The organism is Candidatus Pelagibacter sp. Uisw_101, assembly GCF_047727615.1.
GTDB lineage: Bacteria > Pseudomonadota > Alphaproteobacteria > Pelagibacterales > Pelagibacteraceae > Pelagibacter.
Window position 1 is genome coordinate 724,042 of record NZ_CP159821.1, and the last position, 14,265, is coordinate 738,306.

Consider the following 14,265-nt stretch of genomic DNA (forward strand, 5'->3'; position numbering starts at 1 on the left):
ATCTATTTATTGGTTATTTTTTTAAATGTCTTTATAGTATTTTTTAAACCATGAGTGAGCGACTCACCGATTATAAAATGACCAATATTAAATTCTGTAATTTCTTTAATTTTACTTAATATAGCAGTAGTTTTATAGTCAAGACCATGGCCAGCATGAACCTCAATTCCAAGTTTAACACCAAGTTCTGAACATTTCTTAATTTTTAAATATTCATTTTTATAATTTTTATTTTCTTTTACTAAATTAGAAATTTTCCCAGTATGTAATTCAACACAAGATGAATTTAATTCTTTTGCAATTTTTATATCTTTTAACGTTGGGTCAATAAATAAACTTGTTCTAATATTTTTCTTATTAAATAATGATATTATTTCTTTTATTTTTTTTTTATTTTTTATTAGGTTTAATCCACCTTCTGTTGTTACTTCCTTTCTTTTTTCTGGAACTATGCAAATAAAATTGGGTTTATTTTTTAATGCTATATTTATTATTTTTCTGTTTAGTGAAATTTCTAAATTAGTGATTATTTTTTTATTTTTACAAATTTTAATAACATCAATATCTTTTATATGTCTTCTGTCTTCTCTCAAATGTATAGTTACTGAATGAGCTCCACATTTAGTTACATGCTTGGCAATGGTTAGCGGATCTGGGTGGAACGATCCTCTTGCATTTCTTATTGTAGCAACATGATCAATATTAATACCTAGTCTTTTCATTTTATAAATCTACTTCCGGGAACTGTAATCGGAGTATTTTTAAGACTTTCTGGAAGGTTATTTTTCTTAAATGTTGGAACGTCAATCTTCATGTGTGCGATAATATTCTTTTTTATCTTTAGTGAGTTCTTGGTTGATCTATCGATAATCGAGGCAAAGCCGATAAGTTTTGCACCTGGTTTTGTAATCAACTTAACGCATTCTAAACTTGATTTTCCTGTTGTTATAACATCTTCAATTATTAAAACTTTTGATCCTTTTTTTATATGAAACCCACGTCTTAAAGCAAATTTACCATTAACTCTTTCACAGAATATTGTCTCTTTTTTTAGAAGTTTACCGATTTCATAACCAATAATAACTCCCCCCATTGCGGGGGCTAAAATCAAATCTATAGATTTAAAATTTTTTTTAATTTTTTTTGCTAAAGAATTACAAATATCCTTAGCTAAATGTGGAAAGCTTAAAAGTTTAGCACACTGAATATATTTAGGTGAATGCAAGCCTGATGAAAGAATAAAATGGCCTTCTAAAAGTGCGTTAGTTTTTTTTAAAATATTTAAAGATTTTTCGTGTGAAAGCATTACGTTCCTTTAACCAGTTATCCTCATGTCTAATGATTTTAAATTTTATTTCCTTTTGTTTTAACTCACTGATAAAATTTGTAAAGTTCTTCAAGTCTCTTATAATTAGATTGAATTTAAAATTAATATATTCTTTAGACTTTTCTTTCATTTCAACACTCGAGATGTTTAAACTATGGCTACCAAGTAAAGTTGTTATCTCTCCTAGCTTTCCTGGTTTATCAGGCAAAGAAATCCATAGCGTAGTATTGTATTTTTTAATTCTTTGAGCCTTCTCTTCTCCTTTTCTATACCAATACTTTCTAATTGCTGATCTTGCTTTTCCAGTTTTTGTAACAGGTATCCAGTGCAATGAAGGTGATTTATTTTTAGAGGTGATAATATCAACAACATCTCCATTATAAAGTATACTTTGTAACTCACTATCGTTACCATTAATCTTACAAGCTATGGTGCTATTGCCTATTTTGGTATGCACAGCATAAGCAAAATCGATTGGTGTCGCGTCCTTTGGTAATTTAATTACAGATCCTTTTGGGGTAAAACAAAAAACATTTTCCTGAAACATTTGTAGCTTGGTATACTCATAAGAATGTTCTGGGTTTTCATTCTTATCAATAATCTCAACTAAATCCGCAAGCCAATCATATTCTTTCCACGTTAATGAATTAAATTTTTCAGAAGATTTATATTTCCAATGTGATGCTATGCCTCTTTCTGCATACTCGTGCATTTGCAATGTTCTGAGCTGTATTTCAATTGGTCTTCTATTGGGTCCCATAATTGAAGTATGTAATGATTGATATTTATTAATCTTAGGCGACGAAATATAATCTTTAAATTTTCCAGGTATACAATTCCACTCTTTGTGAAATATACCAAGAGCCTTATAGCAGTCTTCAATGTTATCGAGTATTATTCTAAATCCAATGATATCCGAAATTTGCTCTAGTGATATTCTTTTTTTTTGAACTTTTCTCCAAATAGAAAAAGGAGTTTTTTCTCTGCCAACAATTTCAGCATTTATTTTGTGTTCATTTAACAATCCACTGAATTGTAATGAAATTGAATTAAAGCTATTTACTTTATCATCTTTAATTTCATCTAATCTTTTTTTTATAAGTTCTCTTGCATTGTTATTTAGAACTTTAAAAGATAAATCTTCTAGTTCATCCCTAATTCTATGCATCCCCATTCTGTCTGCTAATGGTGCATAAATTTCCATAGTTTCTTTAGCGATACGTTCTTTTTTTTCAATTTTTGAAATTGCATCAATGGTCCTCATGTTATGTAATCGATCGGCGATTTTAACAAGAAGAACTCTAATATCTTTTGAGGTTGCTATAATTAATTTTCTAAAATTTTCTGCTTTTGATGTTGATGTGGCTTGATTTTCAAAGACTGATATTTTTGTTACACCATCAACTAAATCGGCAACCTCTTGCCCAAACTCATTTTTTATAGTTTCGTAAGTAGCATGTGTATCTTCAATAGTATCATGAAGCAATCCTGTTGCTATAGTTGCGCTATCTAGCTTTAGTTCAGTTAATATATTAGCTACCGCAATAGGGTGAATTGAGTATGGGTCGCCAGAATCGCGTTTTTGATTTTCATGTGCTTTAACAGCAAAATTATAAGCTTTATTTAATTTTTCTGGATTTAAAAACTTATTATAAACTTTGACTTTATTTATTAACTCTTCTGAATTAAGCATTCTTAACTATAACATCAATTTATATTTGTTTGATAGATCTTAAATCTTTAATTGGTAAAGAATTAATTAAATTAACTATATTAATCTTAGATTCTGGATGTTTCCAACCCCTATCTATTTCAAATAATGGCAACAAAACAAAATTTCTCTTAGTCATCTTTGGATGAGGAGTTGTTAGTTTATTGCTGTTTATATTCAAAATTTTTTTATCATAATCAATTATATCAATATCGCATGTTCTTGGATCATTTTTTTTTGATCTAACCCTGCCTAATTTTAATTCAATAAAGTTACAAATTTTTAATAATTCTAACGGTTCTAAGATTGTCTCAATTTTTATAACAGTATTTATAAAATTTGGCATTAAAGGGTTTGGCCAAGATTTTGATGAATAATAAGATGATACTTTTGTTATCTTAATTTTATTTTTTTCTAATTCAGACATAGCCATATGAATGTTAGTAATTTTGTTACCTAAATTTGATCCTATTGCTAAGTATGATTGTTTAACTTGATTTTCTAATGTGTCTTGCTTTTTCACGATTCCAATCTCTATTTTTTTTAGTAGCTCTTTTATCAAATTGTTTTTTACCTTTTGCTACTGCTATTTCTATTTTAGCTTTTCCCTTTTTAAAATACATCTTTGTTGGAACAAGAGTAAAACCATCTCTCTGCATTTTACCAATTAATTTGTTAATTTCTTTTTTATTTAACAACAACTTTCGTTCATCAGTTGGATTATGATTCGAATAACTGGCTTGTTTAAAGGCTGCAATATGAGAATTAATCAAAACTATTTCACCTTCTTTCTCTACAGCATAAGAGTCTGCAATATTCACCTTTCCCTCTCTAATAGATTTAATTTCTGATCCTTTAAGAACTATTCCTGCTTCAATTAAGTCTTCAAAAAAAAAGTTAAAACTTGCTTTTCTATTTAAGCAAATAATTTTTAAACCAGAATTGGCTTTTTTGTTCATTAGAGTAGATTTGCTGATACTAAAGCTTTTTTAACAATATCCTTGGCTGGGTCTGTAACCTTGACCAAAGGTAATCTAACATCGTCATCGCAAAGACCCAAAAGTTTTGCAGCATACTTAACGGGGCTTGGATTGCTTTCTACAAACATGGAGTTATGAACAGGTTGTAAAATTTTATCTAGTCTGATCGCTTCAAGCTTGCTCTCATCATTTTCTATTTTTGAGGCTTTCTGAAAATCAGAACATAACTTAGGAGCAATATTTGCAGTTACACTTATAGATCCAATACCACCTCTGTTATTAAATTCTAAAGCGTTATCGTCATTACCTGTCAGCTGAACAAAATCAGTTCCCATTTTATCTTTTTGTTGATTAACTCTATCTAAATCACCAGTAGCATCTTTAACTCCGACAATATTTTTCAATTCAAATAATCTAGCCATTGTATCAACAGTCATATCAATTACAGATCTTCCAGGAATATTGTAAATTATAATTGGTATCCCACATTTGTCGTTTATTGCTTTATAATGCTGATATAATCCTTCTTGTGTTGGCTTGTTATAATATGGGGTTACTATTAAAGCTGCATCCGCGCCTGCTTTTTCAGCGTGTGTTGTTAGAGAAATTGCTTCTTTAGTTGAATTAGAACCAGTACCAGCAATAACTATAGTTTTTCCATCACTTTCTTTAACACATAAATCTATTACTTTTTGATGTTCATCGTGGCTTAATGTTGGTGATTCACCTGTTGTTCCAGCAGGCACCAAACCGTTAGTACCATTTGATATTTGAAAATGAATAAGCTTAATATAAGCTTCTACATCGAGCTCATTATTCTTGAATGGGGTTATTAAAGCAACATTTGATCCTTTGAACATAAATACTTATAACATAGTTTAAAGATTCATTTAGTAAATTTATGCCCAGAAAGATATTTTTTTTTATAAAATCACTATTATTAAGTTTGATAGTAATAGGAAATGTATTTGCTGCTGAAATATCAATAATTCCTTTAAAAAAACCTTTTTTAAATGAAGAGGCTCAGAGCGCAAAAATATCACAGGGTATACTTAAACCCAAACCTAAACCATCCAAAGAAAAAGATGAACCTAAAACTATAATAGTCAAAAAAGATCTAAAAAAAATTAATTTTCTTATTCCTAAAAGTAAACCTTTAGTTGTTAAAAAGAGTAAATCAGTAGTCAAAAGTATGTCAAAATATTATAGTCAAAAAGATTATGGAATTGCAAAAAAATCTATTGCATCAATGCAAAAAAGTCAGTGGTTAACAGCACTATCACAGTCTAAAAAAGCTAAGGACAAATCTATATACAATTTCATTCAATGGAGACATTTGCTAACTACAGGCAACCAAGCAAGTTTTTATGACTATTTAACGTTTATAAAAAATAATGAAAACTACCCAAGAATAAGTAGAGTTCGGTATTTAGCTGAACACAAACTTTCAACAGATAAGATTTCGCCAAATAAGATCATAGGTTGGTTTAATTCTGAGGAACCATTAAGTGGTTATGGAAAACTAATACTTGGAGAAAGCTTTATATTAACAGGTGATATCACCAAAGGTACTTCTCTAATCAAGGATGGCTGGATAACTGCAGATCTAAATAGGTCTAATATGAAATTTTTTAGGAAAAGATATAAAAAATATTTAGATGCAAATGATTATATCAAACGTGCAGATTATTTAGCTTGGGAAGGTAAATTTTGGGATTTAAAAAGAATGTTAAAATATTTACCTAAAGACTATGAGTTGCTTTATACAGCTAGACAAATTTTAATGAGCAAGTCTTATGGTGTTGATAATGCAATCAAAAATGTTCCAACAAAACTTAAAAATGATGCTGGACTAAATTACGATCGACTTAAATGGAGAAGAAAAAGAGGAAGAATTGACGATTTTTAGAGATTATATTTAAAGTTCCAAACAATAAAGATTATTTAGTTAGGCCAGACAAGTGGTGGAAAGAAAGAGCAATAATGACACGAGCTCTTATTTATAAGAAGAAATATGAGTCAGCTTATAAAGTTGTGAGCAAACATTCTTTGAACATAGGCCCAGAATATGCAGACGCTGAATGGATGAGTGGTTGGATTGCATTAAGCTTTTTAGATGATCCTATTTTAGCAATAGACCATTTTAATAATTTTTATCAAAATGTGAGTTACCCAATTAGTTTATCTCGTGGCGCTTATTGGCTTGGGAGATCTTATGAAAAAATTGGTGACAAAGAACAATCTAAACAATGGTATGAAGAAGCAACCAAATATTTATCAACATATTATGGTCAACTAGCATTTTTAAGAATTAGACCGAATGAAACATTTGAGTTAGATGAACAAGCTATTGTACCTGATACTTATAGAAAATATTTTTATAAAAAAGAATTAGTAAAAATTGTTTATCTTTTAGATGAGCTAAATAAGGATAGGTATACAAAAAATATATTAAGACACTTAGCTAATGATAATATTAAAGGTGGAAGTGAAATTTTAGCAGCCGAACTTGCAACTAATATATCAAGATATGATTTTGCAATACAAGTTTCAAAGATTGCATCTTATCAAAAAAGATTTCACTATAATTTTAACTATCCAATAATGAGTACACCAGAATACGTTAATGGAAGAAAAATACCAGAAACTGCTTTTATTCTTTCTCTTATTCGTCAAGAAAGTGAGTTTGATATGAGAGCAAACAGTCATGTTGGTGCTCAGGGATTAATGCAATTAATGCCTTACACTGCTAAGCTGGTTGCCAAACAAGCAAAGTTACCCTATTCAAAATCAAGATTAACATCCGATCCTGAATACAATATTAATCTAGGGTCTCATTATATAGCTGGTTTAATTTTACAATATGATGGGGCCTATCCTTTTGCTGCAGCTGCTTATAACGCTGGTCCAAAAAGAGTTAAATATTGGAAAAAGATAAATAAAAACCCACAAAAAAAACAAGTTGATTTTGTAGATTGGGTTGAATTAATTAAATTTAAAGAGACAAGAAATTATGTTCAGCGTGTTATGGAAAACTATAATGTGTATAGATATATCTTGGAAAAAAAGCCTATTAAAATGAAGAACTTTTTTAAAGATCACCCTTTATTTTAATGGCGGAAGAGGAGGGGATTCGAACCCTCGGTACAAGTTTCCCCGCACGGTCATTTAGCAAACGACTGGTTTCAGCCTCTCACCCACTCTTCCACTGCGACATTGATATAACCGATTGTATTGAATATTCAATATTTATAAAGTAATTCTTGAATAATATTATGAAAAATAAGTATTCAATATTCTCATTAGTCAAAAATGCTTTTTCCTATCATGAAAATTGGCAAAAAGCCTGGAAAGATCCCACTATAAAAAAAGAATATGATGCAGTTATTATTGGTGGTGGTGGTCATGGTTTAGCAACTGCGTATTATTTAGCAAAAAAACATAATATGAAAAATATTGCTGTTGTAGAAAAAGGCTGGATTGGTGGTGGTAATACTGGAAGAAATACTACGATTATACGATCCAATTATTTATGGGATGCTAGCGCTGGTCTTTATAATCATGCATTAAAATTGTGGGAAGGTTTATCTCAAGAAATAAATTACAATGTTATGTTTAGTCAAAGAGGTGTGATGAATCTTGCACATAACTTACAAGACGTTAGAGATTTAAAAAGAAGAACACATGCTAATAGATTAAATGGCATAGATGCAGTTTACTTAAGCACTGAAGAAGTTAAAAAATTTTGTCCTATCATTAATACTTCAAAAGATATTCGATACCCCGTATTGGGTGGAACTTTACAAAGAAGAGCTGGTACCGCAAGACATGATGCTGTCGCTTGGGGATATGCTAGGGGTGCAGATGAAATGGGAGTAGATATAATTCAAAATTGTGAAGTTAAAGGAATTAAAAGAAACGGTGATGAAGCAGAAGGTATAGAGACAACAAAAGGTTTTATAAAAACTAAAAAAGTTGGAGTAGTTGCTGCTGGTCATTCAAGTGTATTAGCAAATATGGCAGGCTTAAGGTTGCCTTTAGAGAGTAAACCTCTTCAAGCTCTAGTTTCAGAGCCAGTCAAACCAATTATTGATACAGTGGTAATGTCTAACGCTGTTCATGCTTATGTTAGTCAGTCTGACAAAGGTGAACTTGTAATAGGTGCTGGTACTGATGATTATATTTCTTATTCACAAAAAGGCAGTCATGATATTGTTGAGGGTACATTGAATGCAATCTTAGAGCTTTATCCAATTTTTAGTAGAATGAGAATGCTACGACAATGGGGTGGAATTGTTGATATCTGTCCAGATGCTAGTCCTATTATTAGTAAAACGACAGTAAAAGGTTTGTACTTTAATTGTGGTTGGGGAACTGGTGGATTTAAAGCAACACCTGGATCGGGTGATTTATTCGCTCATACAATAGCAAATGATGAACCACATAAATTAAATGCTGCATTTAATTTAAATAGATTTATTAGCGGAGACCTTGTTGATGAACATGGTGCAGCGGCGGTAGCTCACTAATGTTTTTAATTACCTGTCCTTTTTGTGGTGAACGTGAACAAAGTGAATTTAAAGCTGGTGGTGAAGCACATATTGAAAGACCTAAACAACCTACAGAATTAAGTGATGCTGAATGGGCAGAATATTTATTTATGAGAAAAAATATTAAAGGTATTCAATTTGAAAGATGGAACCATGCACATGGTTGTAGAAAATGGTTCAACATGGTTAGGGATACTTCTAATGACAAAATTAGAGCCATATATAAAATGGGTGAAAAACCTCCTGTAAAATAATTTAATGCTGAAAAATTTAAGAGTTACAACCAGTAAATATATTGATGAAACCTCCAGAGTTTCTTTTAAATTCAATGGAAAATCTTATTTTGGATACAAGGGTGATACTCTTGCTTCAGCTCTACTCGCTAATGATATTCATTTAGTGGGGAGAAGTTTTAAATATCATAGACCACGGGGAATAATGACTTCTGGGTCTGAAGAGCCTAATGCAATTGTGCAAGTTAATAACAACACAGCACTAACAGAACCAAATGTTAGAGCAACTGAACTTGAAATATATCACGGTCTTGAGGCAAATAGCCAAAATTGTTGGCCTAGTGTTGATTTTGATATTGGAGGTATAAATAACTTCTTATCCCCTCTTCTACCTGCTGGTTTTTATTACAAAACTTTTATGTGGCCTGCTAGCTTTTGGGAGAAGTACGAATACGTTATAAGACATTCTGCTGGATTAGGAAAATCACCAACTGAGCCTGACCCTGACATATATGATCATAAATACATCCATTGTGATGTTTTGGTAATTGGAGCTGGTATTGGCGGGATTATGGCCGCTAAAACTGCAGCAAAAAATAATCTTAAAACATTGTTACTTGATGAAAAAAATGAAATTGGAGGATCTACAATTTTCCAAAACTCAGAACATGTAAAAATAAATGATCAAAATTCTTCTGCGTGGTTAGAGAATGAAATTAACGAATTAAGAAACATTGAAAATCTAGAAATTAAAACAAGAACTAGTGTTGCCGCTTATCATGGATACAATTATTTATTAGCAAGAGAAAACTTAACTGATCACCTTCCTAAAAATGAAAAAAATAAAAAGGTAAGACAAAGATTGTTAAAAATTAGAGCTAAAAAAGTTATTGTTGCTACTGGCTCTTTAGAAAGACCTCTGGTATTTAACAATAATGACAGACCAGGCATTATGCTTTCATCTGCAGTTAAAAAATATGCAGACTATTATGGTGTTGCAACAGGTCGAAAAAATATATTTTTTACTAATAATGATACGGCTTATGAAAGTGCAATTTCACTAAATAAAAAAGGTATTAAGGTTGAAGCAATCATAGATATTAGAGAACAATCTAATACTGTATTTACTAAAGAAGCTGAAGATTTAGGGATTAAAGTTTATAGATCACACACAGTTGTAAATACGGAAGGCTATAAAAAAATTAATAGAATTACGATAATGGAATTATCAAAAGACGGACAGTCTTTTACTAGCCAAGAGAAAATTAATCTTGATTGTGATTGTCTAGCTATTGCTGGTGGATGGACACCAGCAGTTCATTTATTTACTCAATCTGGAGGTAAATTAAAATTTAGAGAAAAAGATCAAGTTTTTATTCCAGATACATACCCATCCGATCAAATTAGCATTGGCTCAAGCAATGGGGATTTTGAATTAGATGATATTATAAAAAATTCTACAAAATCTTTAAAAGAATTTCTAAATATAAAAGAAACTGAATTTGACAATTTAAAAATAAATTGTCCAAAAGATAATGAGATTAGAACTATTTGGTTACTTCCATCTAATAAAGTTTTAGGAAAAACAAAACCTTTTGTTGATTATCAAAATGATGCAACTGCAAAAGATATTAAACTTGCTTTAAGAGAAGGCTTTAGATCAATTGAACATGTAAAAAGATATACAACAACTGGAATGGGTACAGATCAAGGTAAGCTTGGTAATATGCATGCCCTTGGTATTATTGCGGAAACTGCTGGAATTAAGATGGGTGAGCTTGGAACAACAACGTTTAGACCCCCTTACACACCTTTAACATTTGGAACAATTGTTGGTCGAAATGTTGGTGAATATTTTGATACATTTAGAAGAACGCCAATAAATGACTGGCATATAGAAAATAAAGCTGAATTTGAAAATGTAGGTCAGTGGAAAAGAGCTTGGTACCATCCAAAAAATAACGAAACTATGCATGATGCAGTTCAAAGGGAAAGTAAAGCCGCAAGAAATAGCGCTGGCATATTAGATGCATCAACACTTGGTAAAATTGACATTCAAGGAACTGATGCTTCAGAATTTTTAAATAGAGTTTACACAAATGCATGGTCAAAACTAGCCATAGGAAAATGTCGTTATGGTTTAATGCTCAATGAAGATGGTATGGTTTATGATGATGGAGTTACAACTAGACTTGATGAAAATCATTATATCATGACAACAACAACTGGTGGTGCTGCAAATGTATTAGGAAAATTAGAAGATTACCTTCAAACAGAATGGCCTGAGCTAGATGTTTACTTGTCATCAGTTACTGATCATTATGCAACAGCTAGTATCTGCGGTCCAAACAGTAAAAAAATTCTAAATAAATTAATACCTGATCTTGATCTTTCAGATGAAAGCTTTCCACACATGTCTTTCAAGAATGCAAAAATTGATAATATTAAATGTAGGATTATGCGTATTAGTTTTACAGGCGAACATAGTTATGAAATCAATATTCAGGCAAACTATGGTGAAGATTTATGGAAAAAATGCATGGAAGCAGGTGAAGAGTTTAATATCACTCCTTATGGTACTGAAACAATGCACTTATTAAGAGCTGAAAAAGGATTTATTATTGTTGGCCAAGATACTGATGGAACAATGACACCTATAGATTTACAAATGGATTGGATTGTTAGTAAAAAGAAATATGACTTTATTGGTAAAAGATCTCTTTATAGATCTGACACCATGAAAGAAGATAGAAAACAATTAGTAGGTCTTATAACAGATAATCCAACTGAAGTTTTAGAAGAAGGAGCTCAGATAATTGCTAACACTAGTTTAAAACCAGTTGAAATGTTAGGCCATGTAACATCAAGTTACTATAGCCCTAATTTAAATAAATCAATTGCACTAGCTGTAGTTAGGGGTGGTAAAAATATGCTAGGTCAAAAATTGTTTATTCCAATGGAAGATAAAAATATAAATGTAACAATTGTTGATCCTGTTTTTTTTGATAAAGAAAATGTGAGGTTAAATGCTTAATTATAAAACTTCTATTAAAGGTGATGTCACTTATTCTGATTTAGTTATTAAAGAAATTAAACCCATTATGAAGTTAATCATAAGAGGCAAAACAAAAGATTTTATTACAGCTATTGGTAAAAATCTTAATATGGTCTTACCTACAGAAGCTAATACATCAACAACAGCAGAGAAATTAACTGCATTTTGGTTAAGTCCTGATGAATGGATGCTGATATCAAATGAAACTTTGAGTGAGGACAGTAATACTTATCAAGTTGAAGATGAATTAATCAAAAACATATCTAAAGTGAAATTGGGTGCAGTAACTGATGTGAGTGACCAATTTGTAATGCTGAATATAAAAGGCAATAAAGTTTTTGATCTATTTGCCACTGGATCTCCTTTTAACTTTAATGAATTTAAAAATAAGAAAGGTTCAGTTGTTCAAACAATACTGTCGCATATTGATGTAATTATCCATCTTACGGAAATAAATGATGTTAATTTACTTGTTAGACGCTCTTTTTCGGAGCATTTGTACTCTTGGATGAGTGATAGTGCGTCAAGGTTATAGTCTTAAATTTATTAAAATTATTGTTATATGTGGAATATGAAAAAAATAATCCTTGTGGTGCTATTAGCACTTTTACCCTTCTCTCTTAACGCAGAAACTAAACTTGATCAGATTTTATCTTCTGGTGAGTTAAAAGTTGGAACTACAGGCGACTGGGATCCAATGACAATGAAAGATCCAGCTACTAATAAATATGTTGGTTTTGATATTGATGTAATGAGTGAATTAGCAAAAGATATGGGTGTAAAAATTATTTTTGTACCTACTGAATGGAAAACTATTGTTTCAGGGATTACTGCAGGAAGATATGATATTTCTACAAGTGTAACTAAAACTCCAAAAAGAGCAGAGGTTGCTGGATTTACAGATACTTACTACAAGTATGGGACTGTTCCACTAGTACTTAAAAAGAATTTAAAAAAATATTCAACGTGGAACTCTTTGAATAATAAAAGTGTAACTATTGCAACAACACTTGGAACTTCTCAGGAAGAAAAAGCTAAAGAGTTCTTTCCTATGTCCAAATTGCAATCAGTCGAATCTCCTGCAAGAGACTTTCAAGAAGTTTTAGCTGGAAGAGCAGATGGAAACATTACAAGTTCAACAGAGGCCAATAAATTAGTTATAAAATACCCTCAATTAGCAATTGTTCCTGATGGAGAAAAAAATCCTGCCTTTTTAGCAATGATGGTTGGTAAGAATGATCAAATTTGGAATGATTATGTTAATGCGTGGATTAAGGATAAGAAATCATCTGGTTTCTTTAATAAACTACTCGCTAAATATAATTTAAAAAGCTTATAAAAAATTAGATATTAATCTCTAATTCATTATAACTTTAAGAGTGAAAAATTTAATTTTTTTACTTTTAATTTTACCCCTTAACTCTTGTAGTGGTCAAGAGTTAGGGTGGTTTATTCTTTCACCTAATAATGTTGAGGGATTAACTAACTTAAAATTTTTACTAAGTGGTTTAACAACAACTATTTATATTTCAGTAATATCAATAATTATTTCTGCAATTTTAGGTTTTATTGTTGCAATACCCTCTTTAGCTAAAAATAAACTTTTAACATACATAAATATTGGATATGTAGAAATTGTAAGAGCAATACCTCTGCTTGTTTTAATCTTATGGATTTATTACGGTCTACCTATAATGACTGGTTTAAGTTTCAGTCCATTTGTGTCTGGAATAATTGCACTAGCAATAAGTGAGAGTGCTTTTCAAGCAGAAATCTTTAGAGCAGGCATAAACTCAATTAAAAAATCACAGTGGGAAGCAGGTTCGTCACTAGGTTTAACTTTCTATAAAAGATTAAGATTAGTAATCCTTCCACAAGCAATTAAAAACATCTTACCTGCATTAGGTAACCAGTTTGTATATGTATTAAAGATGTCTTCATTGGTGTCAATTATAGGTATTGGTGACTTAACAAGAAAAGCTAATGAATTAGTTGTATCAACTTATAGACCATTAGAAATTTATACATTTTTAATTTTAGAGTATTTAATTTTGATATTAATTGTTTCATTTTTTGTAAGAAAATTGGAAAAAAAACTTGAACAAGATGGAAATAATTGATGAATAATTTAAATAATACAAATTACGATATAGATCTAAGTGATGGTGTTATTACATTTAAAAACATTAATACTACACTTGGTTTTGTTAGATATAATGAGACAGCTGAAGTAGAATATATTTTTGTTAATCCCATGTTTAGACGTCAAGGACTTGCTAAAAAGCTACTAAGTATTGTTGAGGAAAAAACTAAACTCAAACCTACGCCTCAAGACCCAATCAGTCCCCTAGGTGAAAAACTCTTTAAGATCAACTAAATAGAGGTTAGTTAAAATTCTGAGATACCAGG

At 30.6% G+C, this 14,265-nt stretch carries 15 protein-coding genes and 1 tRNA gene; 9 read left to right on the forward strand and 7 right to left on the reverse strand.

All coding sequences use genetic code 11. The features are described from left to right. Positions 1–2: 2 nt before the first annotated feature. The 6 genes from ABXT48_RS03750 to dapA are packed head-to-tail and all read right to left on the reverse strand — an operon-like array spanning position 3 to position 4,878. Entirely contained in the window at positions 3–722 is a 720-nt protein-coding gene (locus tag ABXT48_RS03750; RefSeq protein ID WP_415285692.1) for a pyridoxine 5'-phosphate synthase, read from the reverse strand. Continuing rightward, a complete protein-coding gene (gene pyrE / locus ABXT48_RS03755) occupies positions 719–1,306 on the reverse strand; it encodes an orotate phosphoribosyltransferase (protein ID WP_415285693.1) in 588 nt (195 codons plus the stop codon). Before pyrE ends, ABXT48_RS03750 begins: the two co-directional genes overlap by 4 nt. Beyond that, complete coding sequence (locus ABXT48_RS03760; protein WP_415285694.1) at positions 1,263–3,020, reverse strand: bifunctional (p)ppGpp synthetase/guanosine-3',5'-bis(diphosphate) 3'-pyrophosphohydrolase; 1,758 nt, start codon at positions 3,018–3,020, stop codon at positions 1,263–1,265. The genes pyrE and ABXT48_RS03760 overlap by 44 nt, the downstream gene beginning before the upstream one ends. A gap of 19 nt (positions 3,021–3,039) precedes the next feature. Continuing rightward, complete coding sequence (folK, locus tag ABXT48_RS03765) at positions 3,040–3,561, reverse strand: 2-amino-4-hydroxy-6-hydroxymethyldihydropteridine diphosphokinase (RefSeq protein ID WP_415285695.1); 522 nt, start codon at positions 3,559–3,561, stop codon at positions 3,040–3,042. Continuing rightward, a complete protein-coding gene (gene smpB, locus ABXT48_RS03770) occupies positions 3,527–3,997 on the reverse strand; it encodes an SsrA-binding protein SmpB (protein WP_168606216.1) in 471 nt (156 codons plus the stop codon). The genes folK and smpB overlap by 35 nt, the downstream gene beginning before the upstream one ends. Beyond that, positions 3,997–4,878 (reverse strand): 4-hydroxy-tetrahydrodipicolinate synthase, encoded by an 882-nt coding sequence (gene dapA, locus ABXT48_RS03775; RefSeq protein WP_415285696.1) that lies wholly within the window; start codon positions 4,876–4,878, stop codon positions 3,997–3,999. The genes smpB and dapA overlap by 1 nt, the downstream gene beginning before the upstream one ends. 41 nt (positions 4,879–4,919) lie before the next feature. Between dapA and ABXT48_RS03780 the strand changes: the two genes are divergently transcribed. Beyond that, the gene (locus tag ABXT48_RS03780) at positions 4,920–5,927 is read left to right on the forward strand and encodes a hypothetical protein (protein WP_415302527.1); all 1,008 of its coding nucleotides are present in this window, start codon (positions 4,920–4,922) and stop codon (positions 5,925–5,927) included. Between the two features lie 74 nt (positions 5,928–6,001). Further along, complete coding sequence (locus tag ABXT48_RS03785) at positions 6,002–7,132, forward strand: lytic transglycosylase domain-containing protein (protein ID WP_415302528.1); 1,131 nt, start codon at positions 6,002–6,004, stop codon at positions 7,130–7,132. Here the strand turns inward: ABXT48_RS03785 and ABXT48_RS03790 are convergent. Next, positions 7,133–7,225: transfer RNA gene (locus tag ABXT48_RS03790), tRNA-Ser, on the reverse strand. It abuts the gene before it with no gap. A 68-nt stretch (positions 7,226–7,293) separates the two neighbouring features. Between ABXT48_RS03790 and ABXT48_RS03795 the strand changes: the two genes are divergently transcribed. From ABXT48_RS03795 to ABXT48_RS03825, 7 genes are read left to right on the forward strand one after another with little or no spacing between them, the layout of a single operon-like run. Beyond that, positions 7,294–8,547: a sarcosine oxidase subunit beta family protein gene (locus ABXT48_RS03795; RefSeq protein ID WP_415285699.1), complete on the forward strand. Its 1,254-nt coding sequence runs from the start codon at positions 7,294–7,296 to the stop codon at positions 8,545–8,547. Beyond that, a complete protein-coding gene (locus ABXT48_RS03800; protein ID WP_415285700.1) occupies positions 8,547–8,822 on the forward strand; it encodes a sarcosine oxidase subunit delta in 276 nt (91 codons plus the stop codon). The genes ABXT48_RS03795 and ABXT48_RS03800 overlap by 1 nt, the downstream gene beginning before the upstream one ends. A gap of 4 nt (positions 8,823–8,826) precedes the next feature. Then, positions 8,827–11,835 carry a sarcosine oxidase subunit alpha family protein gene (locus ABXT48_RS03805; RefSeq protein WP_415302530.1) on the forward strand — a complete coding sequence of 1,003 codons (3,009 nt, stop codon included), beginning with the start codon at positions 8,827–8,829 and terminating at the stop codon, positions 11,833–11,835. Further along, on the forward strand, positions 11,828–12,391 hold the full coding sequence (locus ABXT48_RS03810; protein ID WP_415285702.1) for a sarcosine oxidase subunit gamma: 564 nt from the start codon (positions 11,828–11,830) through the stop codon (positions 12,389–12,391). The genes ABXT48_RS03805 and ABXT48_RS03810 overlap by 8 nt, the downstream gene beginning before the upstream one ends. A 36-nt stretch (positions 12,392–12,427) precedes the next feature. After that, positions 12,428–13,195 carry an ABC transporter substrate-binding protein gene (locus ABXT48_RS03815; protein WP_415302532.1) on the forward strand — a complete coding sequence of 256 codons (768 nt, stop codon included), beginning with the start codon at positions 12,428–12,430 and terminating at the stop codon, positions 13,193–13,195. 40 nt (positions 13,196–13,235) lie between these two features. Continuing rightward, positions 13,236–13,976, forward strand: a complete 741-nt coding sequence (locus tag ABXT48_RS03820) for an amino acid ABC transporter permease (protein WP_415285705.1) — start codon at positions 13,236–13,238, stop codon at positions 13,974–13,976. Further along, on the forward strand, positions 13,976–14,233 hold the full coding sequence (locus ABXT48_RS03825; RefSeq protein ID WP_415285706.1) for a GNAT family N-acetyltransferase: 258 nt from the start codon (positions 13,976–13,978) through the stop codon (positions 14,231–14,233). Before ABXT48_RS03820 ends, ABXT48_RS03825 begins: the two co-directional genes overlap by 1 nt. The last annotated feature ends 32 nt before the right edge of the window (positions 14,234–14,265 follow it).